The sequence below is a fragment of the Mycobacterium sp. SMC-19 genome, assembly GCF_045310815.1.
GTDB lineage: Bacteria > Actinomycetota > Actinomycetes > Mycobacteriales > Mycobacteriaceae > Mycobacterium.
In genome coordinates, this window is sequence record NZ_JBJIAM010000002.1 from 73,750 (window position 1) to 94,798 (window position 21,049).

Genomic DNA, 21,049 nt, shown 5'->3' on the forward strand with positions numbered 1-21,049 from the left:
GCTCCTCCGTTCTCGCGGTTGTTCTCAAGTGTGTCAGACGCTTGCGCGTTCGGCGTTGTTCCCCGGTTCGGCTGTGTCGTGTCTCACCCCTGCAGCCGGTGCGGCAGGATCGGTGACATGACGCAGTCCGGTAACCCGTCCGATGCCCTGGTGCACCTGTGCAGCGCTGGCGACTGGGCGGGCGCGCAGGCCTGCGGGGCGCTGCATCCAGAGTCGTTGGACAGCGTGGGATTCGTGCACATGTCGACACCGCAACAGGTGCACCTGCCCGCGAATCGGCTGTACCGGGGCTGCACGGATCTGGTGTTGCTGCAGGTGGATCCTGCCAAAGTCGGTGCGCCGGTGCGCTGGGAGCCGGGTGTCCCAAGCGACCCGGAGGCGATGTTGTTCCCGCATCTGTACGGGCCGTTGCCCATCTCTGCGGTGATCGGCGTCAGTGATTATCGGCCCGGCCCGGACGGTGTGTTCGGTCCGGCCGGTTGAGGTTGATCGGGGTTGTCGGCTTGGCTGCGGATGCCCGGGTGAGTTCGCTACGGGCGAACGTGGTTTGCGCCTTGTTGATCAAAACAGCGGGCACTCGCGGCCAGGCGGCGGCGACCGCGTTGATCGCGTCGAGCACAGCGGGATTCAGATCGGCCTCGGGCGGCACCCGGTGGCCGTGGGTGGCCGCGCGCTTCAACAACGCAGCGAAGGTCGCCGGTGACGCGTCATCCGTCGGCATGCTGGGCGATCCTACGCCGTAGCGCCGGGCACGGCTCCTAGACGGCCCGTGCCTCGACGATCGCCAGCGGGCTGGTGGTGGGCACCACGCGCTGCAGCTCGAATCCCGCCTGGGACAGCAGTTCGGCGTACTCGCGGCGGGTACGTTCCTGTCCGCCGGCGGCAACCAGCATCTCCAGGTCGAGCACCAGGCCCAGATGTGCAGGAGCGCCTTCGGGCAACACCATCTCGAACAGCAACACCTTGCCGCCGGGGGCGATGGCGGCCCGGACATTGCGCAGAATCGCCAACGACTGCTCGTCGTCCCAGTCGTGGATGACGGTCTTGAGCAGATAGGTGTCGCCGCCGGCGGGGACCGAGGAGAAGAACGACCCGCCCTGGATGTCGCAGCGTGACGCCACATCCGCCACCGTCGCGTCGGCGCCGGCCACCACTTGCGGCAGGTCGAACAGCACGCCGCGGGCGTCGGGCGCCTGACGCAACACCGCGGCTAGCAGCGAGCCGTGACCGCCACCAACATCCACGATCAGCTTGCTGTTACTGAAATCGTATGCGGGAACCGCGCTTTCGATAGCGACGGACGATGCTCCGGTCATGGCGTCGTTGAAGACCTGCGCCAGTTCGGGGTCGGTGTCGGTATACTCGAAGAACGACATTCCGCGAACCTTGCTGACAGCGGTCTCACCCGTCCGTACCGAGTGCTCGAGGTTCGACCAGTGTTCGCGGTGCGCCGGGTGGCCGATGAACGCGACCATCGGGGCCACACTGGCCGGGTTGTCGGAGACCAACGCTCGTCCGGTGCGGGTCAGCGCGAACCGGCCGTCGCGGCGCAGTTTGAGCACGGAGTTGCTGGCCAACGCGCGCATCAGCCGGTAGGTGGCACCGGGGTTAGTGCCCACGCGCTGGGCGACCTCGTCGGCGGTCAGCGGACCGTCGGCGAGCACGTCGGCAATGCCCAGTCGCACCGCGGCGCTGAGCGCCTGGGTGAGCCACCCGGCGAACCCGAGCTCCATGATGGCCACGGGTGCCGGGACGGTGGCCTGGCGCAGCCGCTGCAGGCCACCACGAAACGCGTTGACGGCGCTCAGTACCGCCGACGGAGGTGTTTTGGCCATGTCGGCGCGCTAGTCGAGGTAGTCGCGCAGGACCTGGGACCGGCTGGGGTGCCGGAGTTTCGACATCGTCTTCGACTCGATCTGGCGGATGCGCTCCCGGGTGACGCCGTAGACCTGGCCGATCTCATCGAGGGTGCGCGGCTGGCCGTCGGTGAGGCCGAACCGCAGCCGCACCACGCCGGCTTCGCGCTCGGAGAGCGTCTCGAGCACCGACTGCAGCTGGTCCTGGAGCAGGGTGAACGAGACCGCGTCGACGGCGACCACGGCTTCGCTGTCTTCGATGAAGTCGCCGAGCTGCGAATCGCCCTCGTCGCCGATGGTCTGATCCAGCGAGATGGGCTCCCGGGCGTACTGCTGGATCTCCAGCACCTTCTCCGGGGTGATGTCCATCTCCCGGGCGAGTTCCTCGGGGGTGGGCTCGCGGCCCAGGTCTTGCAGCAGCTCGCGCTGGATGCGGCCGAGCTTGTTGATCACCTCGACCATGTGCACCGGAATACGGATGGTGCGCGCCTGGTCGGCCATGGCGCGGGTGATGGCCTGGCGGATCCACCAGGTGGCGTAGGTGGAGAACTTGTAGCCCTTGGTGTAGTCGAACTTCTCCACCGCGCGGATCAGACCCAGGTTGCCCTCCTGGATCAGGTCCAGGAACGCCATTCCGCGGCCGGTGTAACGCTTGGCCAGCGACACCACCAGCCGCAGGTTGGCCTCGAGCAGATGGTTCTTGGCGCGGTCGCCGTCGCGGCAGATCCACGCCATGTCACGCCGGTAGGCGACCGCCAGCTTCTCACCTTTTTCGGTGTGCTCGGCCATCTTCTGGGTGGCGAACAGGCCGGCCTCGATGCGCTTGGCCAGCTCGACTTCCTCTTCGGCGTTGAGCAGCGCCACCTTGCCGATCTGCTTGAGGTAGGCGCGCACCGAGTCGGCCGACGCGGTGAGCTCGGCGTCCTTGCGCGCCTGCCGCAGCGCTTCGGACTCCTCTTCGTCCCAGACGAAGTCGCCTGAGGCCTTGTCCTTCTCGCTGGGTTCGGCGATCTCGTCGTCGTCTTCATCGGCCGCACCGCCGGCCGCGACGGCTGCCGGGCCTGGCGTGGCGTCGTCGGCGTCGTCGTCTTCGATGTCGTCGATGGCTAGGTCGGTGTCCTCGATGTCGCCCTCACCGGGCTCGCCGTCCAGCTCGACATCGGTCTCGAGATCCTCGGGAGCCAAGTCGCCGTCGGCGTTCTTCGCAGCTGCCTTGGTGGCCTTGGCGGCCTTCTTCGCCGGACCCCGGGTCGCGGGCTTGGCTGCGCCGTCAGCGGCGGTACGCGCCGTCGACTTGGTGGCCTTCTTGGCGGGCGCTGCTGCCTTGGTGGCCTTGGCCGCGGTCCGCTTGGCGGGCGCTGCCCCGGCAGACTTCGCGGGAGCCTTGGCAGGCGACTTCACGGCGGCTTTGGCGGGCGCCTTGGTGGCGCTGCCCTTCTTGGGCTCCTCAGTCGCCGGTTGTGCCTTGCTCGCTGCCACGTCCACCCCTTCGGTCGGACTGACTTTCGGGTTGCAGCGTCGTGCGCAACCGAAAGTGTCGGGTATGTCGAATGTCGGCTCTATTTCAGTTGGTGATCAACTGGGATAGTCGCCGCTATCGGTTAGGCGGCCGCCGTCGACCATTGTAACGACAGGGCGGGGCAGTAATCGCCGAGCGGGCGTTATTCAGCGGGTCACGTCGGTCGACGACGCCATCGCGGCCCCGACAATCCCGGCGGTGTTCTGCAGTGTCGCGGCGACCACCGGAGTCCGGTTGCCCAGCAGCGGCACCCACCGATCGGCTTTGCGGCTGATGCCGCCACCGACGATGATCAGGTCCGGGCAGAGCGCGTCCTCGACCGCTATCAGCACCATGGTCACCTGCTTGGCCCACTTCTCCATGGACCAGTTCCTGCGTTCCTTGACCGAGGCGGCGGCCCGGTGCTCGGCCTCTTTGCCGCCCACCTCGATATGCCCGAGTTCGGTGTTGGGCAGCAACTTTCCGTTGTGAATCACCGCCGAGCCGATTCCGGTACCGAAGGTGAGCAACACGACCACGCCGCTGTTGTTCTTGCCTGCCCCGAAGCGCTCCTCGGCGAGCCCGGCGGCGTCGGCGTCGTTGAGGATGACGACCTGCTGGCCATCGAGTTCGGCGGCGATCGTCTGCTGCGCGTTCAACCCGATCCAGGACTTGTCGACGTTTGCGGCGGTCTGCACCACGCCGTCGACCACCACGCCCGGATAGGTGACTCCCAACGGGCCGGTCCAGCCGAAGTCCCGGACCACCGCGGCGACGGTCTGGGCGACCAAGACCGGTGTGGCGGGGCTGGGTGTGGGCAGCTTGAACCGTTCACCGATCAGTGCGCCGGTGTCCAGATCGACGACGCCGCCCTTGATGCCGCTGCCGCCGACGTCGACGCCGAAGCCGCGTCGTTGCCGCCGTGCGCCGGCAATCGGACGGTCCTCGATCGGGGCAGGGGCGGGTTCGGTGCCCATCGGATCTCCTCTTCGGCGATTCGGTTGTCAGCAGGTGCCGGAATGAATCTTGGTCAGCAGCGCCGGGTCGGGCAATCCAGTGGCGTCCGGACGCAGGCCGGCCAGCGCCGCCTCGATGTCGTCGCTGTGGGACAGGCTGACGAAGTCACTGCCGACCGCCAGATCCACCGAATCGTCGGCACGGTCGTCGCGGAACAGTTCCGTGCACGGCGCCACCAACCAGAGTGCCGCCGCGGCGGCTTGGCCCGCGGGGCCGAACCGGATCTGGCCCTGGCAGTCCAGCCGGTCCTCGGCGTAGACGGGGTCGTTGGCGGCGGTCGGCTGGGCGAAGCCGTCGTCGCGCAGCGCATCGGCGACGTCGGCGGCCTGTCCGGCACGGCCGCTGGCATTGAGGACCCTGGCCTTGATGTCGGCCAGCTTGGCCGGGGTGGTGCTGATCATCGCGGCGCGCGGCACCTGAGTGCCCAGCTTCGGCTGGTCGGGCTCGGTCGGCGGCGGCGGGGCATTGCACACCGCGACTTCATGGACGTCGGCCGGGCGGGTGAGCGCCACCGTCCATGCCACGGCGGTCAACAGTGCCAGCGCGGCCAAGGCGTAAGCGGCCGGTCGGTTGTTGCGTCGCCGGAACGGCCGACCGTGTTTGTCGAACTCGGAACCGGTAGTGATTTGCGCGACCACGTACGCACTCTAGAGGGCGTCCGCGGGGGCGATGACCGTGGTCAACAACGTAATGTGACGTAAATCACACTTGATCTGACGGCGATCCGGGCACGAATCATTTGGTGGATGCGTTCGACGCTGGTACAAAGCTCGCGCAGGGTTTCGAGGGGACTTGAGGGGAGAAGACCATGGCTACCGATTACGACGCCCCACGGCGCACCGAGACCGACGACGTTTCCGAGGATTCGTTGGAGGAACTCAAGGCGCGACGTAACGAGGCGCAGTCCGCTGTGGTCGACGTCGACGAGTCCGAATCGGCCGAGTCGTTCGAGCTGCCCGGTGCCGACCTGTCCGGCGAGGAGCTGTCGGTGCGTGTCGTTCCGAAACAGGCCGACGAGTTCACCTGCTCGAGCTGTTTCCTGGTGCAGCACCGCAGCCGTCTGGCCAGTGAGAAGAACGGTGTGATGATCTGCACCGACTGCGCGGCCTGACCGGGCCCGTCCCGCTCAATCCTGCTTAGCTCGATGGCGACGACCCGCTGCGCCCGACTTCGTCGCGCTGGCGATCGTCGCTAGTCCTGCAATGCCGCCAGCATCCGCTGCGGATTGCGGCAGCTGACCAGCCAGTACGGCGTCGGGTCGTCGGGATCATCGACGACGGCCAAGATCATCGGCCCCACCCACCCGCGATGGACGACGTACGCCGCCGGGTCGAGTTGGCGGCCCAACGCCGCGGATTTGGCTGACTGCGGGACCTCGGCGCAGCGTGCAATCGCGGTGGTCGGCAGGTGCGCGTCGCCGGCCCACAGCTGCGTTTCACCGCCGCTTTCGACAACGCGCACCTTGATGCGTCCCAGCCACAGCAGGGCGCCGACGGTGATCGCGAAGAACACCGCGAACGGCAGCCAGCCGGGCAGCGTGCGCAGGCCCAAGCGGACTTCGTAGGCCATCAGCCCGTTGCCCAAGAACCCCAGTGGCCACCACCACCACGGCACCCACAGCTGTTCGCTGTAGCGCACTGTTTGCGATGCCCGATGGTTCAGGCGCGATCCCGACATCCGGCTAAGAGTAGTCTTGCGCCTCGTGTCGCCCAGTCTTGCGGTTGTTCGCCTAGATCCGGATCTGCCCCTGCCGAACCGTGCTCACGCCGACGATGCCGGCGTCGACCTCTACAGCGCGATCGACGTCGAGCTGGCTCCGGGGCAGCGTGCGCTGGTACCCACCGGAATCGCGGTGGCAATTCCCTTCGGCATGGTCGGCCTTATCCACCCTCGGTCGGGTTTGGCTGCGCGGGTGGGTCTTTCGATTGTCAACAGTCCCGGAACCGTCGATGCGGGCTATCGTGGTGAGATAAAGGTCTCGTTGATCAACCTTGACCCGGCGACGCCGATTGAGATCCACCGCGGCGACCGGATCGCCCAGTTGCTGGTGCAACGGGTCGAACTTCCGGAACTGGTCGAGGTGGCCTCGTTCGACGAGGCCGGGCTGGAACCAACGACCCGTGGTTCCGGCGGACACGGGTCCTCGGGTGGGCACGCGAGCTTGTGATGGCTTGTGACGGCAGAGCGATGAAGATGGGCGGCTGTGATGGCATTCGGTAGGGGTAAAGGCAAAGGCGAGGCCGACGAGCCGACGAGCGCCGGGCCGGAAGCCTCCGGAGCAGCGGACGGGTTCGTGTCCGAGTCGGAGGAGCTGGAGGGCCCCTTCGACATCGAAGATTTCGACGACCCCGCGGCGGCGGCGACGGCCCGACTCGACCTGGGTTCGGTGCTGGTGCCGATGCCGGCCGGCGCCCAGGTCCAGGTCGAATTGAGCGAGGCGGGAGTCCCCAGCGCGGTGTGGCTGGTGACGCCCAACGGTCGGTTCAACATCGCCGCCTACGCCGCGCCCAAGTCGGCGGGTCTGTGGCGTGAGGTGGCCGGCGAGCTGGCCGACGCGCTGCGCAGGGACAACGCGATGGTCAGCATCGTCGACGGTCCGTGGGGCCGGGAGGTGCTCGGATCGGCGACCGGTGCGGTCCGGTTCATCGGTGTCGACGGCTACCGCTGGATGGTGCGCTGCGTGATCAACGGTCGGCCCGAGACCATCGACGTGCTCGCCCAGCAGGCGCGCGAGGCGCTGGCGGACACGGTGGTGCGGCGCGGCGACACGCCGCTGCCGGTGCGTACCCCGTTGCCGGTGCGGCTGCCCGAGCCGATGGCCGAGCAGTTGCGCGCTGCCGCGGCACAGCAGGCCGCGGCGCAGCAGGCGGCGGCCGAGCAGGCTGCAGCCCAGCAGGCAGCAGCGCTGCAGCAGCAGGCCGCCATGTTCGGCGGAGGCGGCGACGTACCGCCGGCGCCGGCCGCCCGCCGCAGCGTGGAGGGATCCGCGATGCAGCAGTTGCGCACTATCACCGGCGGTTAGCGAGGCTCGACGGAGGAGAGCCGAAGCTGGACCGCCGAATCAGCACCGGCGGTTAGCGAGGCTCGACGGGGGAGAGCCGAAGCTGGACCGCCGAATCAGCACCGGCGGTTAGCGAGGCTCGACGGAGGAGAGCCGATCAGCCCGCAGCGATCGTCAGCGCATTCACGCAGGCGGTGCCCAAGGCGGTCGGGTCGATGCCGATCTGGTCCAGGGTGACGGTGCACAGCGCCGCGCGCGGGGCCGCGGCGGCCCATTCAGAGGCCGTCTGCAACGGATGAACTGCGTCGTCGACCGCCGCGGTCACGCCCATCGGCACCGCCAGGGTCGCCAGCTCGGCGTGCGTCGGCGCGACATAGGCCGCAGCCTCCTCGAGTGCGTCGGGAAGTTGCGGCCACTGGGCGGTCCACGATCGGGTCAACTCGTCGCCCAGCCACGGCGGGCTCGATGCCCGCATCTGGGCCACCACCGCCGCCAGACCGTCGTTGCGCAACTGCTCGGCGCTGTAGCGCGCGGCATGGGCCGCCGGTGCGTCATCGGGGGCGCCGGTCCAGGCGGGCAGCGCGGCCAACACCCCGACCGCTCGCTCGGGATGGCGCAGGGCCCAAGCGGCGGCTACCGCCGCACCGATCGAGACTCCACCGACCAGGATCGGGCCGGACCGTGCGGCCGCCGTATCGAGAGCATCCAGATAGCCCTCGATGAGTCGGCCGGGTTGGGGGCGATGCGTGACCAATTCCGCGCCCACATGCTGCAACGGCTGGGCGAACGCCCGGTGGACGTAGTCGTCGTCGGAGCCGGTCCCCGGCAGCAGGACCGCCGTCGCGCCGCGCAGAACCATGCCACCTCTTGATCGTGTTGGGTGTTGTCAGCCACCCCGTGGGCAGGTCATGTGGCATTAGGTAATCAACAGGTCTACCGTAGCGTGCGCATACGAGTAAGGGAGAGGGCAATGGCTGCTCCGAAAGGGTACCTGCGCCGGCTGACTCGGCGATTGACGGAAGATCCCGAGCTGCGTGACGTCGAAGAGTTGTCCGACGAGGCGCTCAATACCGGCGCGCAGCGGGCGATCGACTGCCAACGCGGCCAAGAGGTCACCATGGTCGGGGTACTGCGTAGCGTCGAAGCCAACGCCAAGGGTTGCGTGGGCGGCGTCCGCGCCGAGCTGTTCGACGGCACCGACACGGTGACGCTGGTGTGGCTGGGGCAGCGACGCATTCCCGGGATCGACTCCGGTCGCACCCTGCGGGTGCACGGCCGGCTGGGCAAACTCGAAAGCGGCTGCAAGGCCATCTACAACCCGCACTACGAAATCCAGCAGTGATCGCGCCTCCCATCGGGTCGGCGCAGCGATGAGCGAGGACTACAGCGCCGAGGGCGCACAGGGGCCGCAGCGGCTCCTGGAGCAGATCGGCGGGGTCGCTGGGGTGGTCTACTCCTCGCTGCCGATCGTGGTGTTCGTGCCGGCCTCCAATCTCTTCGGCCTGCGGGTCGCGGTCCTGTCGGCGCTGGGGGTGGCCGCGACGGTGCTGGTGTGGCGCCTGATTCGCCGGCAATCCAGCCAGCCCGCCATATCCGGCTTCATCGGGGTGGCCGTCTGCGCGCTGATCGCGTATCGGACGGGCGACTCCAAGGCGTATTTCCTGCTCGGAATCTGGACGTCGCTGGTGTGGGCGGTGGTGTTCGCCGCCTCGATGGTGATCCGCCGGCCGGTGGTCGGCTACATCTGGTCGTGGGCCAGCGGCCAGCCCCAGGCCTGGCGTGAGCTGCGGTCGGCGATCTACGCCTACGATCTCGCGACCCTGACCTGGGTGCTGGTCTTCGGCTCGCGTTTCGTGGTCCAGAGACTGCTCTACGACGCCGATCAGACCGGCTGGCTGGGAGTGACCCGCATCGCCATGGGCTGGCCGCTGACCGCGGTTGCGGCGGTGGTCACCTATCTGGCGGTCAAGTACGTGCAGCGTGCGCTGGATGAGCGGCTTGCCGAGGGCGAGGCCGAGCGCGAACCCCGGTCAGTGAGCCGGTAGCAGCAGCGCGCGCAGTTCGGTTTCGACGCCGTTGGACGCGACGAACAACAGCTCGTCCCCGCCTTCCAGGGGCTCGTCGTCCTGCGGCACGATCACGCGTGTCCCGCGCAGGATCGTTACCAGCGCGGCGTCTCGGGGCAGTGTCAGCTTGCGCACCGGCTTGCCGCCCCACGGGGTGTCGTCGGGCAGGGTGATCTCCAGCAGATTGGCCTGACCCTTGCGGAATTCCATCAACCGCACCAGGTCTCCGACTGCGACAGCCTCCTCAACCAGCGAGGCCAGCATGCGTGGCGTGGACACCGCGACGTCCACGCCCCAGGCGTCGGTGAACAGCCACTCGTTGCGGGGATCATTGACCCGGGCCACCACCCGGGGCACCGCGAATTCGGTCTTGGCCAACAAGGACAGCACCACATTGGCCTTGTCATCGCCGGTTGCAGCGATCACCACATCGAAGGACTCCAGGTGCACGGACTCCAACAGGCTCAGCTCGCAGGCGTCACCGAGATGCCACTGCGCATCGGCGATGTCCTCGGTGTCGACGTGATCGGGGTTGCGCTCGATCAAGGTGACCTGGTGGTCGCTGTCGAGCAGCTCCCGGGCGATGGACCGGCCGACCGCCCCGGCCCCGGCTACCGCGACCTTCACTTGTCCAGGTCCTCGCTCGGCGGCAGCGCGGCGATCGCGATCGCCTCGGCAACCCGGCCGGAGACCGCGACGATGTACACCTGGTCGCTGGCCTGAATGACCGTCTTGGGCTCGGGCAGGATGCCGGTGCCGAATCGGATCAAGAACGCCACTCGGGCATTGGTCGCCGCCTCCAGGTCGGTGACGGGACGACCGATCCAATCCTCATGCAGGACGACCTCGGCGACAGCGACCGTGCCGGTGGGGTCCCGCCACTTGGTGGTCTCGCTTTCCCGGGTCAGTGCGTCGAGCAGGCGGTCGGTGGTCCACGGCACGGTGGCGATGGTCGGGATGCCCAGACGCTCGTAGACCGCGGCCCGCTTGGCGTCGTAGATACGGGCGACCACCCGCGAAACGCCGAACGTCTCCCGGGCCAGCCGCGCCGCGATGATGTTGGAGTTGTCACCTGAGGACACCGCGGCGAACGCAGCGGCTTCCTCGATGCCCGCTCGTAGCAGCACATCGCGGTCGAAGCCCATACCGAGCACTCGCTCACCGTTGAACTCCGGGCTCAGACGGTTGAACGCGGTGCTGTCTCGGTCGATGATGGCGACCTCGTGGCCGATCCGGGACAGCCCGTCGGCGAGTGAGGCACCCACCCGGCCGCACCCCATGACAACTACCCGCACGTGCTGTGTCCTTTCAGGTCCTCTGGGCCGACTTTCGGCTGGTTATCGACTGCGATAGTGCCCGTATTCGGTGAACGCTACCGCCAATGCCCGCCTGGCTTACCCTTGGCTCTCGTGTCGAAGATTTCCACCGCTGCTCGGCGCCTGGTTCTGGGCCGCCCCTTTCGCAGTGATCGGCTCAGCCACACGCTGCTGCCCAAACGCATCGCCCTGCCGGTGTTCGCCTCCGACGCGCTGTCCTCGGTGGCCTACGGACCTGAAGAAGTCTTTCTGGTGCTGTCGGTGGCGGGCCTGGCGGCCTATCGCATGACCCTGTGGGTCGGGCTGGCCGTCGCTTTCGTGTTCATCACCGTGGTGGCCTCCTACCGCCAGAATGTGCACGCCTACCCTTCCGGTGGCGGCGACTACGAGGTGGTCACCACCAACCTGGGCGCTACCGCAGGTCTGACTGTGGCCAGCGCGTTGATGGTGGATTACGTTCTGACGGTTGCGGTCTCGATCTCGGCCGGGATCGCCAACATCGGCTCGGCAATACCTTTCATCGCCGACCACAAGGTCGTGTTTGCGGTGGGCACCGTTGTCGTGGTGGCGGCAATCAATCTGCGAGGCATCCGCGAATCCGGTACTGCGTTCGCCTTCCCGACGTATGCGTTCATGATCGGCGTCTTCGCCATGCTGGGCTGGGGGCTCTTCCAGATCTTCGTGCTGGGCCATCCACTGCAGGCCGAGTCGGCGGCGTTCAAGATCCACTCCACCCAGGGCGAGGTGGTCGGGGTGGCCCTGGTGTTCCTGGTGGCGAAATCGTTCTCGTCGGGATGTGCCGCGCTGACGGGGGTGGAGGCGATCAGCAACGGCGTGCCGGCGTTCCGCAAACCCAAGTCGCGCAACGCCGCCACCACGCTGCTGATGTTGGGTGTGATCGCGGTGACACTGATGATGGGCATCATCGTGCTGGCCCGCGAGACCGGTGTGAAGATCGCCGCGCGCCCGCACGAACAGCTGATCGGGGCGCCGGCGGACTACGACCAGAAGACCTTGCTGGCCCAGCTGGCCGAGACGGTGTTCCGGGGCTTTCCACCCGGTCTGTGGATCATCGCCGGGGTGACGGCGCTGATCCTGGCGCTGGCCGCCAACACCGCGTTCAACGGGTTCCCGGTGCTGGGTTCGATCCTGGCGCAGGATCGGTATCTGCCGCGCCAGCTGCATACCCGTGGTGACCGGCTGGCCTTCTCCAACGGCATCGTGTTCCTGGCCGTGGTGGCCATCGCCTTCATCGTGGCGTTCGGGGCGGAGGTGACCGCGCTGATCCAGCTCTACATCGTGGGGGTGTTCGTCTCCTTCACGCTGAGTCAGATCGGCATGGTGCGGCACTGGAACCGGTTGCTGCGCAACGAAACCGACCGTGCGGCACGGGTCAATATGATGCGTTCCCGAGTGGTCAACACCATCGGCTTCGTCGCTACCGGGGCGGTGTTGATCGTGGTGATCGCCACCAAGTTCGTAGCCGGCGCGTGGATCGCGATCGTCGCGATGTCGGTGCTGTTCGCCGTGATGAAAATGATCCGCCGGCACTACGACACCGTCAGCCAGGAGTTGGCCGAGCAGTCAGCCGCGTTGGACGACCAGGCGGTGCTGCCCAGCCGCAACCACGCCCTGGTCCTGGTCTCCAAGCTGCATCTGCCGACCCGCCGTGCGCTGGCCTACGCGCGGGCCACGCGCCCTGACGCCCTGGAGGCGATCACGGTCAACGTCGATGACACCGAAACCCGCGCCCTGGTACGCGAGTGGGAGGATAGCGAGATCACCGTCCCGCTCAAGGTGATTGCATCGCCGTATCGCGAGGTCACCCGGCCGGTGCTCGACTACGTCAAACGCATCAGCAAGGAGTCGCCGCGCACCGTGGTGACCGTCTACATCCCCGAATACGTGGTGGGCCACTGGTGGGAGCAGTTGCTGCACAACCAGAGTGCGCTGCGGCTCAAGACCCGGCTGTTGTTCATGCCGCAGGTCATGGTGACCTCGGTGCCTTGGCAGCTGGTCTCCTCGGAGCGGCGCAAAGTCATGGAGCCGCACCACGCGCCCGGCGACACCCGGAGAGGTTTTTAGTAGTGATCGATCAAGAGCTGACCCTGGTCACAGGGGCGCCCGCGAACGGCGGCAGTTGTGTGGCCCGCCACGACGGCCGGGTCGTCTTCGTGCGGTACGCGCTGCCCGGTGAGCAGGTGCGAGTGCGGATCACCGCCGAGCGGGGCTCGTACTGGCACGGTGAATGTGTCGAGGTGCTCGAACCCGCGGCCGGCCGGATCGAGTCGCTGTGCCCGATCGCCGGGGTGCACGGTGCCGGCTGCTGTGACCTGGCGTTCGCCGACCCGGCCGCGGTGCGCGCGCTCAAGGGCGAGGTGGTCTCCAACCAGTTGGCCAGACTCGGTGGCCACGAATGGCGGGGCGAGGCCGAAGCGCTCGGCGACGACGGCCCGACGGGCTGGCGTAGCCGGGTCCGCCTGGAGGTGGGCGCCGATGGCCAGGCCGGGTTTCACCGCTATCACAGCGATGAACTGGTCACCGACCTGCGCTGCGGTCAGTTGCCGTCCGGGATGACCAAAGGCCTGGCCGAACGGAGCTGGCGGCCGGGCGATCACGTGCACGTGGTGGCCGACGACGACGGGGTCCGCCACGTGGTCAGCACCGGACGCGAACACCGCCCGGAGGTCGTCGAGGGCGACTACCACTCCACCCAGTGGGTGGGCCGGCGCCGCTGGCAGATCCCGGTGACCGCGTTCTGGCAGGCGCACCGCCGCGCGGCCGCGCTCTACAGCGCGCTGATTGCGGAGTGGGCGCAGCCCGACGCCGGAAGCACCGCCTGGGACCTCTACGGCGGGGCGGGGATCTTCGCCGCGGCGCTGGCCGATCCGGTGGGGGAGTCCGGCCGGGTGATCAGCGTCGACACCTCGCGGGCCGCGACGGGGGCCGCGCGTGCGGCGCTGGCCGACCTGCCTCAGGTCTCGGTGCGCACCGACTCGGTGCGCCGGGTGTTGGGCGCCGAGCGCGCCGCGGCCGGCGTCGCGGTACTGGACCCGCCGCGCGCCGGGGCCGGCCGCGAGGTGATCGATCTGCTGGCGGCCGCCGAGGTGCCGCGGGTGGTGCACATCGGTTGCGAGGCGGCAGCTTTCGCCCGCGACATCGGCCTGTACCGCGGGCACGGCTACACCGTCGAGCAGATCCGGGTGTTCGACGCGTTTCCGCTGACCCATCACGTGGAGTGCGTGGCGCTGCTAACCCGATGACTGCAGGCGCCAGCGCTCCAGCAGCTCCGGTATTTCGGCAAGCAGAAACGTGTAGAAATCCCGCATACGGGTGAGTCGATGGTGGGCCGGGTGGTCGTCTGTGGTGGCCGCGATCCCGGCCGCCGCGGCGTCCTGCATCGCCGTGATCGCCACGTTCTGGTTGGTGAACAGCACCGCCCACGCGTCGTCGCGCAGCCGGTAGTGCTCACGCCGGCTGGCCGGTGCCGGCACCCGTTCGACCAGGCCGACCGCGGTGAGCATCTTCATCGCCCCGGAGATCGCGCCCGCGCTGGCCTGCAGCTGATCGGCCAGTTCGCCCATGGTCATCGTGGGCTGCTCGGTGAACAGCAATGTCGCCAGCACCCGGGCGGTCATCCGCTGAAGTCCGAGGCCGCTCAACGTCAGCGCGAGCTGTTCGGCGATGCCGGGGTCTGGATCGTGTGCCATCGGGAAAACCTGTCTGTTCACTAATTTCTGAAATGTCAGTATATTCGATCGTGTGCTCAATGACGGCGACGGCACCGAAGTGATCCGGGTGCGCGGACTCACCTACAGCTACCCGAAAGCCGAGCGGCCGGCGGTTCGCGGTATGGACTTCTCAGTCGGGCGCGGCGAAATCTTCGGGTTCCTCGGTCCCAGCGGCGCCGGCAAGTCCACGACGCAGAAGCTGCTCATCGGCCTGCTGCGCGGCCACGGCGGCCTGGCCCAGGTCTGGGGCCGAGACCCGGTCGGCTGGGGAGCCGACTACTACCAGCGCATCGGGGTGTCCTTCGAACTGCCGAATCACTATCAGAAACTCACCGCCCTGGAGAATCTGCGGTTTTTCGCGTCGTTGTACGCCGGCGAAACCGCCGACCCGATGGCTCTGTTGGATGCCGTCGGACTGGCTGAACACGCCAACACCCGGGTGGGCGACTACTCCAAGGGCATGCAGATGCGCCTGACCTTCGTTCGGGCCCTGATCCACGATCCCGAACTGATCTTCCTCGACGAACCCACGTCCGGTCTGGACCCGGTCAACGCCAACAAGGTCAAAGACATGGTCCGCGACTTCAAGGCGCGCGGCCGGACCGTTTTCCTGACCACTCACGACATGGCGACCGCCGACGAGCTATGCGACCGGGTGGCATTCGTCGTCGACGGCAGCATCGTCGCACTGGACACCCCGGCGGAGCTGAAGATCGCCCGCAGTCAACGAGTGGTGCGCGTGACCTACCGGGCTCCGCAGGGCGGACTGGCGTGTGCGGAGTTTGCCATGGACACCCTGGCCGACGATCCGGAGTTTCACGCCTTGCTGCGCGAGCAACACGTGGAGACCATCCACAGCCGCGAAGCCAGCCTCGATGACGTCTTCGTCGAGGTCACCGGAAGGAGCCTGGCGTGACCCGGCTGGCCGCCGCGGTACGGCTTGAACTGACGCTGCAGGTGCGCCAGAAGTTCCTGCATGCCGCGGTGTTCTCCGGGCTGATCTGGCTGGCGGTGCTGTTGCCGATGCCGGCCCGGCTGCGCACGGTCGCCGAACCGTATGTGCTGCTGGGGGATACGGCCATCATCGGCTTCTTCTTCATCGCGGGCACGGTGTTCTTCGACAAGCAGGACCGGACTTTGTCGGCGATCATCGCGACGCCGCTGCGGTTCAGCGAATATCTGAGCGCGAAACTGATACCCCTGGTGGTGATTTCACTGATGGTGGCGGTGACGGTGGCTGGCATCGGGGGTTCGGGGTACCACCCGATACCGCTGTTGATCGGCGTGCTGTTGGCAACCTTGGTGATGCTGCTGGTCGGATTCACCACCTCGATGCCGTTTGGCTCGATCAGCGACTGGTTTTTGGCGGCGACTATCCCGTTGGCTGTGCTGACATTGCCCATGCTGGGCTACGCCGGGGTGTGGTCGACGCCGGTGCACTACCTGATCCCGACGTACGGGCCGTTGCTGCTGTTCGGGGCGGCGTTCGAGCAACTGAGCCTGTCGCCGTGGCAGCTCGGGTATGCGCTGGTCTACCCGACGTTGTGCATCGCAGGTCTGGGGCGCACGGCGCACGCCCTCTTCGGCCACTACATCATCGAGCGGTCCTGATGGCCGACGTGCGCGTGCTGGCGGCCCTCGGCCGCAACGATCTGCGGGGCACCTACCGTGACCCGCTACTCGTGATGGTCGTGTTGGCGCCGGTGATCTGGACCAGTGGGGTCGCGGTGCTGACGCCGCGATTTACCGCGATGCTCGCGCAGCGCTACGACTTCGATCTGGTGCCCTACTACCCGTTGGTACTCACCGCATTTCTGTTGCTGACCTCAATCATCATCGCCGGTGGCCTGGGAGCTTTCCTCGTTCTCGACGAGGTCGACGCCGGAATGCTGGCCGCGTTGCGGGTCACGCCGGTGCCGCTGTCTGCGTTCTTCGCCTACCGGGCGGCCACCGTGCTGGTGGTGACGACCATCTACGTCATCGCCACCCTGTCCTTCAGTGGGATTCTGCGCCCCGGCATGGTGCCGTCGCTGATCCCGATCGGGCTGCTGTCCGGGCTGTCCGCGGTGGTGACGTTGCTTCTGATCCTGGCGATGGCCAGCAACAAGATTCAGGGCCTGGCTGCGCTACGCGGTCTGGGCATGCTGATCGCGGGGTTGCCGTGTCTGCCGTGGTTCATCGGATCGGGCTGGAATATCGCGTTTGCGGTGCTGCCGCCGTACTGGGCGGCGAAGGCGTTTTGGGTGGCCGGTGACCACGGTGTGTGGTGGCCCTATTTGGTGGGCGGCGTGGTTTACAACCTGGCCATCGCGGTGCCGTTGTACCGACGCTTCATTGCAAAGAACATCGGCATGTCGACCGAGATTCAGCCAAAGACGAAGTAGCGCAACCACAGGTAAGCCGCAGACAACGTCACCGAGACGATGGTGACCAGAATGCCTTTGCGGGTGAACTCCCAAAACGAGATGGGATTGCCTGCGCGGCGGGCGATTCCGAGCATCACCACATTCGCGCTGGCACCGACGGCGGTCAGGTTGCCGCCGAAGTCGGCACCCAGCGCCAGCGCCCACCACAGTGCGTCGGGGTGCAGATTGGTGGGCAGGTTGGTGCTGAGTTCAGCGACGACCGGGGTCATGGTCGCGACATAGGGGATGTTGTCGATGATCCCGGAGACCGGCGCGGACACCCCCAGGATTCCCAGGGTGGTCAGCAGCGCATTGCCACCGGTGAGCTCGGTGGCGGCGTTGGCCAGGGCGGCGATGGCACCGGTGTCCACCAACGCGCCGACCATCACGAACAGGCCGGCGAAGAACAGCAGTGTCTCCCATTCGACCCCGGCCAGGTAGTCCGAGCGCTCCATCTTGGAGATCACGATCAACACCCCGGCACCGAGCAATGCCACCACCGACGGTTCCAGGTGCAGCGCCCCGTGACCGAAAAACCCGGCGAACACCGCGGTCAGCACCACACCGCACTTGATCAGCAGACCGCGGTCGCGGATCGCCTCGCGTTCCTCGAGGGCCATCACATCGGCGACCCGGTCGGCGTCGACGGTGAACGATCCCGGAAACAGCCACCGCAGCATGACGGTGAACACGATCAGCACGATGACCACAATCGGCAGCATGTGGACCAGAAATGCGTTGAAGGTCAACCCGGCCCGGCTGGCGATGATGATGTTGGGTGGATCGCCGACCAGGGTGGCGGCGCCTCCGATGTTGGAGGCGAACACCTCCGCCATCAGGAACGGCGCGGCGTTGATCTCGAGGCGGTCGCAGACCAGCAGCGTGACCGGGGCGATCAGCAGCACCGTGGTGACGTTGTCCAGCAGTGCCGACGCGACGGCGGTCACCAGCACCAGCAGGATCATGATTCGCAGCGGAGAACCGTTGGCGCGCTTGGCGGCCCAGATCGCGATGTATTCGAATACCCCGGTCTGGCGCAGCACGCTGACGATGATCATCATGCCCAGCAGCAGGAAGATGACGTCCCAGTCGATCCCGGTTGTGTGCGAGTAGAAGATGTCGTCGGACGAGATGACGGGCAGGATGACGACGGCGGCTGCGCCGGTCAGCGCCACCAGGGTCTTGTTGACCCGGTCGGCGGCGATGAACGCGTAGGCGATCAGGAAGACCGCTACGGCGAAATAGGCCATCCGCGGGATCAGACCTGCAGCGCTGTGGCCAGCAGACGCGACGCGGTTATCACGCCGTGCAGTTTACCGTTCTTGACGACGGCAACCAGCGGGCTGCGCAGCCGGGCCATGGTGGAGGCGACTTCGATCACAGTGTCGGCAGCGCCGGCGATCGGCACCTCCGGCAGGTGTTCGGGCAGCATGGCGCGCACCGCCTTGCCGCGCAGTTTCTCGGCGGAACTGTCGGCCATGGACTCGCTGAGCACCCCGGCCAGTGACGGGTCGTCCTGGACATAGCCCGGCACGATGAAGCGCACCACCTGGGAGGCCGGCAGCACCGCGTACGGCCGGCCGGTCGAGTCGGTGACCACGAGGCCCGGTAACCGATGCTCGGCCAACAATGTGGCCGCCTCCATGGCGTCGGAGTCGATGGCCACCACCGGGAATTCCTCAGCGATCTGTTCGGCGTGCACATGACGACGATACGGTGGGTGCCCCCCGCCATGCGTAGACTGGCCGGATGCTTGAAGGGATCCGCGGCCCCGCCGATCTGCAGCACCTCACGCAGGCTCAGCTGACCGATCTGGCGGCGGAAATCCGTGAGTTTTTGATCCACAAGGTCGCCGCGACCGGAGGGCATCTGGGGCCCAACCTGGGTGTGGTGGAGCTGACCTTGGCGCTGCACCGGGTGTTCGACTCCCCACACGACCCGGTCATCTTCGACACCGGGCACCAGGCCTACGTGCACAAGATGCTGACCGGGCGCTGTCCCGACTTCGACACCCTGCGCAAGAAGGGCGGGCTGTCGGGTTACCCGTCACGCGCCGAGAGCGAGCACGACTGGGTGGAGTCCAGCCACGCCAGCTCGGCGCTGTCCTACGCCGACGGCCTGGCCAAAGCCTTCGAGCTGACCGGGCACCGCAACCGGCATGTGGTGGCCGTCGTCGGCGACGGCGCCCTGACCGGCGGGATGTGCTGGGAGGCGCTCAACAACATCGCCGCCGGCAACCGCCCGGTGGTGATCGTGGTCAACGACAACGGCCGCAGCTACGCGCCCACCATCGGCGGGTTCGCCGACCATCTGGCCGCCCTGCGGCTGCAGCCCGCCTACGAGCGGCTGCTGGAGCGGGGCCGCACCGCGATCCGCGGCGTACCGGTCGTCGGGGAGCTCGGCTACCAAGTGATCCACAGCTTCAAAGCGGGCCTCAAAGATGCACTGGCGCCGCAGGCGCTCTTCACCGACCTGGGCCTGAAGTACCTGGGCCCGATCGACGGTCACGACGAGGCCGCGATGGAGTCCGCGCTGCGCCGCGCGCGGGGATTCGGCGGGCCGGTGATCGTGCACGTGGTCACCTGCAAGGGCAAGGGCTACGGCCCCGCCGAGAACGACGAAGCCGAGCAGATGCACGCCTGCGGGGTGATCGATCCGCTGACCGGCTACGCCACCGAAACCGCCGGGCGCGGCTGGACAGCGGTGTTCTCCGACGCGCTCATCGAATACGGGACCAAGCGCCGTGACGTCGTCGCGATCACCGCTGCGATGCCCGGCCCCACGGGGCTTGCGCCGTTCGGGCAGCGCTTTCCGGATCGGATGTTCGACGTTGGGATCGCCGAGCAACACGCACTGACTTCCGCGGCCGGGCTGGCGATGGGGGGCCTGCACCCGGTGGTGGCGGTGTATTCGACATTCCTCAACCGCGCCTTCGACCAGCTGGTCATGGACGTCGCACTGCACAAGCTGCCGGTCACGCTGGTATTGGACCGGTCCGGGATCACCGGGCCCGACGGTGCCAGTCACAACGGCATGTGGGACCTGTCGATCCTGGGGATCGTGCCCGGCATCCGGGTGGCCGCACCGCGCGACGGCATCCGGCTACGGGAAGAGCTCGGCGAAGCGCTCGACGTTAATGACGGACCCACTGCGTTGCGATTCCCGAAGGGGGATGTGGGCGAGGACATTCCCGCCATCGAGCGGCGCTCCGGGGTGGACGTGCTGGCCGTCCCGGCCGACGGGTTACCCCAAGACGTCCTGCTGGTCGCGGTCGGCGCGTTCGCGCCTATGGCACTGGCGGTGGCCGACCGGCTGCACAACCAGGGCATCGGGGTGACGGTGATCGACCCGCGTTGGGTGCTTCCGGTGCCGCAGGTGCTCGTCGAGATGGCCGGCGCACACAAGCTGGTGATCACCTGCGAGGACAACGGCGTGGCCGGCGGTATCGGCTCGGCGGTGTCGGCAGCGCTGCGGCGTGCCGAGATCGACCTGCCCTGCCGCGACGTCGGTCTGCCGCAGCGTTTCTACGACCACGCCTCGCGCGGGCAGCTGCTGGCCGAGGTCGGCCTGACCGCACAGGATGTGGCCCGCCAGATCACCGGCTGGGTGGCGGCGATGGGCGCGGCCAATTGCGTCGACGAAGTCAGCGAGCGGCTGGACTAACTCACGCCGGAGATCGGCGGCCACACTGCGTCGAACAACCAGGCGAACACGAACGTGTAGACCAGGAAGAACGCCAACAGGCCGATCTCGAGACCGAACGCCTGCGCCAGCGACACCTTCAATAGCGCGGCCACGATCGGCAACAGCAGCACGACCAGGCCACCTTCGAAGCCGATAGCGTGCACGATCCGGCGACCCACCGTGCGAGTCGAGGAGTCCTGCCGCCGTTCCCATGCCTCGAACACGGTGGTCCAGGCGTAGTTCCACACCACCGCGACAGTGGACGCTGCCACCGCCACGGCACCTGAACTGCCGCCGCCGAACCCCAGGACGGTCAGGCCCAAGGTGGTCAGCGCGACGGCGACAAGCTCGTAGCTGATGACGTAGACGATCCGCGAAAAATTGGTGACACGAGGTCCTCCCAGGAAAATCAACCATGGGAAGTCCTTGACGGTTCGCGTCCACGGTTTGCGTGACGTGAGAAGCACTGGCCGAA

General features: G+C 67.4%; 25 protein-coding genes. 12 read left to right on the forward strand and 13 right to left on the reverse strand.

Annotated elements, in window-relative coordinates; translation table 11 throughout:
• The first annotated feature begins 117 nt into the window (after positions 1-117).
• Complete coding sequence (locus ACJH5R_RS04430; RefSeq protein WP_406781388.1) at positions 118-483, forward strand: DUF952 domain-containing protein; 366 nt, start codon at positions 118-120, stop codon at positions 481-483.
• Here the strand turns inward: ACJH5R_RS04430 and ACJH5R_RS04435 are convergent.
• From ACJH5R_RS04435 to cei, 5 genes are all read right to left on the reverse strand, one after another.
• A complete protein-coding gene (locus tag ACJH5R_RS04435) occupies positions 434-721 on the reverse strand; it encodes a hypothetical protein (protein ID WP_406781389.1) in 288 nt (95 codons plus the stop codon). The two genes, ACJH5R_RS04430 and ACJH5R_RS04435, sit on opposite strands and share 50 nt — an antisense overlap.
• Before the next feature lie 37 nt (positions 722-758).
• Entirely contained in the window at positions 759-1,835 is a 1,077-nt protein-coding gene (locus tag ACJH5R_RS04440; RefSeq protein WP_406781390.1) for a methyltransferase, read from the reverse strand.
• Between the two features lie 9 nt (positions 1,836-1,844).
• A complete protein-coding gene (locus ACJH5R_RS04445; protein WP_406759096.1) occupies positions 1,845-3,335 on the reverse strand; it encodes an RNA polymerase sigma factor in 1,491 nt (496 codons plus the stop codon).
• Positions 3,336-3,521: 186 nt separating this feature from the next.
• The gene (gene ppgK, locus ACJH5R_RS04450; RefSeq protein ID WP_406759095.1) at positions 3,522-4,331 is read right to left on the reverse strand and encodes a polyphosphate--glucose phosphotransferase; all 810 of its coding nucleotides are present in this window, start codon (positions 4,329-4,331) and stop codon (positions 3,522-3,524) included.
• Between the two features lie 27 nt (positions 4,332-4,358).
• Positions 4,359-5,009, reverse strand: coding sequence for an envelope integrity protein Cei (gene cei / locus ACJH5R_RS04455; protein WP_406759094.1), 651 nt, complete (start codon positions 5,007-5,009; stop codon positions 4,359-4,361).
• A 170-nt stretch (positions 5,010-5,179) separates the two neighbouring features.
• On the opposite strand from cei, the gene ACJH5R_RS04460 reads away from it, so the two are divergent.
• Complete coding sequence (locus ACJH5R_RS04460) at positions 5,180-5,482, forward strand: DUF4193 domain-containing protein (protein WP_013829371.1); 303 nt, start codon at positions 5,180-5,182, stop codon at positions 5,480-5,482.
• A gap of 80 nt (positions 5,483-5,562) precedes the next feature.
• On the opposite strand, the gene ACJH5R_RS04465 is transcribed toward ACJH5R_RS04460, so the two are convergent.
• Positions 5,563-6,048 carry a DUF3093 domain-containing protein gene (locus ACJH5R_RS04465; RefSeq protein ID WP_406759093.1) on the reverse strand — a complete coding sequence of 162 codons (486 nt, stop codon included), beginning with the start codon at positions 6,046-6,048 and terminating at the stop codon, positions 5,563-5,565.
• A 25-nt stretch (positions 6,049-6,073) separates the two neighbouring features.
• Between ACJH5R_RS04465 and dut the strand changes: the two genes are divergently transcribed.
• Complete coding sequence (gene dut / locus ACJH5R_RS04470) at positions 6,074-6,538, forward strand: dUTP diphosphatase (protein ID WP_406759092.1); 465 nt, start codon at positions 6,074-6,076, stop codon at positions 6,536-6,538.
• Positions 6,539-6,577: 39 nt separating this feature from the next.
• Positions 6,578-7,393, forward strand: coding sequence for a DUF3710 domain-containing protein (locus ACJH5R_RS04475; protein ID WP_406759091.1), 816 nt, complete (start codon positions 6,578-6,580; stop codon positions 7,391-7,393).
• A 136-nt stretch (positions 7,394-7,529) separates the two neighbouring features.
• Here the strand turns inward: ACJH5R_RS04475 and ACJH5R_RS04480 are convergent, their stop codons facing one another.
• Complete coding sequence (locus ACJH5R_RS04480) at positions 7,530-8,231, reverse strand: alpha/beta hydrolase (protein WP_406759090.1); 702 nt, start codon at positions 8,229-8,231, stop codon at positions 7,530-7,532.
• 111 nt (positions 8,232-8,342) lie between these two features.
• Here ACJH5R_RS04480 and ACJH5R_RS04485 point away from each other — a divergent pair, with 111 nt between their 5' ends.
• Together ACJH5R_RS04485 and ACJH5R_RS04490 are read left to right on the forward strand one after the other, a co-directional pair.
• Positions 8,343-8,714 (forward strand): OB-fold nucleic acid binding domain-containing protein, encoded by a 372-nt coding sequence (locus tag ACJH5R_RS04485; protein WP_024441567.1) that lies wholly within the window; start codon positions 8,343-8,345, stop codon positions 8,712-8,714.
• A gap of 28 nt (positions 8,715-8,742) precedes the next feature.
• Positions 8,743-9,417 carry a DUF3159 domain-containing protein gene (locus tag ACJH5R_RS04490; RefSeq protein WP_406759089.1) on the forward strand — a complete coding sequence of 225 codons (675 nt, stop codon included), beginning with the start codon at positions 8,743-8,745 and terminating at the stop codon, positions 9,415-9,417.
• On the opposite strand, the gene ACJH5R_RS04495 is transcribed toward ACJH5R_RS04490, so the two are convergent.
• A complete protein-coding gene (locus tag ACJH5R_RS04495; protein WP_406759088.1) occupies positions 9,403-10,065 on the reverse strand; it encodes a potassium channel family protein in 663 nt (220 codons plus the stop codon). The genes ACJH5R_RS04490 and ACJH5R_RS04495 overlap by 15 nt on opposite strands.
• Positions 10,062-10,733 (reverse strand): TrkA family potassium uptake protein, encoded by a 672-nt coding sequence (locus tag ACJH5R_RS04500; RefSeq protein WP_024441570.1) that lies wholly within the window; start codon positions 10,731-10,733, stop codon positions 10,062-10,064. The genes ACJH5R_RS04495 and ACJH5R_RS04500 overlap by 4 nt, the downstream gene beginning before the upstream one ends.
• Positions 10,734-10,847: 114 nt before the next feature.
• Between ACJH5R_RS04500 and ACJH5R_RS04505 the strand changes: the two genes are divergently transcribed.
• Positions 10,848-12,839 carry an APC family permease gene (locus ACJH5R_RS04505; RefSeq protein WP_406759087.1) on the forward strand — a complete coding sequence of 664 codons (1,992 nt, stop codon included), beginning with the start codon at positions 10,848-10,850 and terminating at the stop codon, positions 12,837-12,839.
• Positions 12,840-12,841: 2 nt separating this feature from the next.
• Positions 12,842-14,017 carry a class I SAM-dependent RNA methyltransferase gene (locus ACJH5R_RS04510; RefSeq protein ID WP_406759086.1) on the forward strand — a complete coding sequence of 392 codons (1,176 nt, stop codon included), beginning with the start codon at positions 12,842-12,844 and terminating at the stop codon, positions 14,015-14,017.
• Here the strand turns inward: ACJH5R_RS04510 and ACJH5R_RS04515 are convergent.
• Positions 14,006-14,464: a GbsR/MarR family transcriptional regulator gene (locus ACJH5R_RS04515; protein WP_406759085.1), complete on the reverse strand. Its 459-nt coding sequence runs from the start codon at positions 14,462-14,464 to the stop codon at positions 14,006-14,008. The genes ACJH5R_RS04510 and ACJH5R_RS04515 overlap by 12 nt on opposite strands.
• 52 nt (positions 14,465-14,516) lie before the next feature.
• Here ACJH5R_RS04515 and ACJH5R_RS04520 point away from each other — a divergent pair, with 52 nt between their 5' ends.
• The 3 genes from ACJH5R_RS04520 to ACJH5R_RS04530 are packed head-to-tail and all read left to right on the forward strand — an operon-like array spanning position 14,517 to position 16,869.
• Positions 14,517-15,401, forward strand: a complete 885-nt coding sequence (locus ACJH5R_RS04520) for an ABC transporter ATP-binding protein (protein ID WP_406759084.1) — start codon at positions 14,517-14,519, stop codon at positions 15,399-15,401.
• Positions 15,398-16,096, forward strand: coding sequence for a fluoroquinolone transporter permease (locus tag ACJH5R_RS04525; RefSeq protein WP_406759083.1), 699 nt, complete (start codon positions 15,398-15,400; stop codon positions 16,094-16,096). Before ACJH5R_RS04520 ends, ACJH5R_RS04525 begins: the two co-directional genes overlap by 4 nt.
• Entirely contained in the window at positions 16,096-16,869 is a 774-nt protein-coding gene (locus ACJH5R_RS04530; protein WP_406759082.1) for an ABC transporter permease, read from the forward strand. The genes ACJH5R_RS04525 and ACJH5R_RS04530 overlap by 1 nt, the downstream gene beginning before the upstream one ends.
• Here ACJH5R_RS04530 and ACJH5R_RS04535 read toward each other — a convergent pair.
• Both ACJH5R_RS04535 and ACJH5R_RS04540 read right to left on the reverse strand, forming a co-directional pair.
• Positions 16,851-18,140: an ArsB/NhaD family transporter gene (locus tag ACJH5R_RS04535; RefSeq protein ID WP_406781391.1), complete on the reverse strand. Its 1,290-nt coding sequence runs from the start codon at positions 18,138-18,140 to the stop codon at positions 16,851-16,853. The genes ACJH5R_RS04530 and ACJH5R_RS04535 overlap by 19 nt on opposite strands.
• 8 nt (positions 18,141-18,148) lie before the next feature.
• A complete protein-coding gene (locus ACJH5R_RS04540; protein WP_406759080.1) occupies positions 18,149-18,592 on the reverse strand; it encodes a CBS domain-containing protein in 444 nt (147 codons plus the stop codon).
• A 47-nt stretch (positions 18,593-18,639) separates the two neighbouring features.
• Between ACJH5R_RS04540 and dxs the strand changes: the two genes are divergently transcribed.
• Positions 18,640-20,553 (forward strand): 1-deoxy-D-xylulose-5-phosphate synthase, encoded by a 1,914-nt coding sequence (dxs, locus tag ACJH5R_RS04545; protein WP_406759079.1) that lies wholly within the window; start codon positions 18,640-18,642, stop codon positions 20,551-20,553.
• On the opposite strand, the gene ACJH5R_RS04550 is transcribed toward dxs, so the two are convergent.
• Positions 20,550-20,987, reverse strand: a complete 438-nt coding sequence (locus tag ACJH5R_RS04550) for a PACE efflux transporter (RefSeq protein WP_406781392.1) — start codon at positions 20,985-20,987, stop codon at positions 20,550-20,552. The genes dxs and ACJH5R_RS04550 overlap by 4 nt on opposite strands.
• Positions 20,988-21,049: the final 62 nt, after the last annotated feature.

Coding starts and splice junctions, on each gene's coding strand:
- ACJH5R_RS04490 (WP_406759089.1), top strand. CDS start 8,743: ATGAGCGAGGACTACAGCGCCGAGGGCGCACAGGGGCCGCAGCGGCTC.
- dxs (WP_406759079.1), top strand. CDS start 18,640: ATGCTTGAAGGGATCCGCGGCCCCGCCGATCTGCAGCACCTCACGCAG.
- ACJH5R_RS04475 (WP_406759091.1), top strand. CDS start 6,578: ATGGCATTCGGTAGGGGTAAAGGCAAAGGCGAGGCCGACGAGCCGACG.
- ACJH5R_RS04535 (WP_406781391.1), bottom strand. CDS start 18,140: ATGGCCTATTTCGCCGTAGCGGTCTTCCTGATCGCCTACGCGTTCATC.
- ACJH5R_RS04515 (WP_406759085.1), bottom strand. CDS start 14,464: ATGGCACACGATCCAGACCCCGGCATCGCCGAACAGCTCGCGCTGACG.
- ppgK (WP_406759095.1), bottom strand. CDS start 4,331: ATGGGCACCGAACCCGCCCCTGCCCCGATCGAGGACCGTCCGATTGCC.
- ACJH5R_RS04435 (WP_406781389.1), bottom strand. CDS start 721: ATGCCGACGGATGACGCGTCACCGGCGACCTTCGCTGCGTTGTTGAAG.
- ACJH5R_RS04485 (WP_024441567.1), top strand. CDS start 8,343: ATGGCTGCTCCGAAAGGGTACCTGCGCCGGCTGACTCGGCGATTGACG.
- ACJH5R_RS04530 (WP_406759082.1), top strand. CDS start 16,096: ATGGCCGACGTGCGCGTGCTGGCGGCCCTCGGCCGCAACGATCTGCGG.
- ACJH5R_RS04430 (WP_406781388.1), top strand. CDS start 118: ATGACGCAGTCCGGTAACCCGTCCGATGCCCTGGTGCACCTGTGCAGC.
- ACJH5R_RS04480 (WP_406759090.1), bottom strand. CDS start 8,231: ATGGTTCTGCGCGGCGCGACGGCGGTCCTGCTGCCGGGGACCGGCTCC.
- ACJH5R_RS04465 (WP_406759093.1), bottom strand. CDS start 6,048: ATGTCGGGATCGCGCCTGAACCATCGGGCATCGCAAACAGTGCGCTAC.
- ACJH5R_RS04440 (WP_406781390.1), bottom strand. CDS start 1,835: ATGGCCAAAACACCTCCGTCGGCGGTACTGAGCGCCGTCAACGCGTTT.
- ACJH5R_RS04460 (WP_013829371.1), top strand. CDS start 5,180: ATGGCTACCGATTACGACGCCCCACGGCGCACCGAGACCGACGACGTT.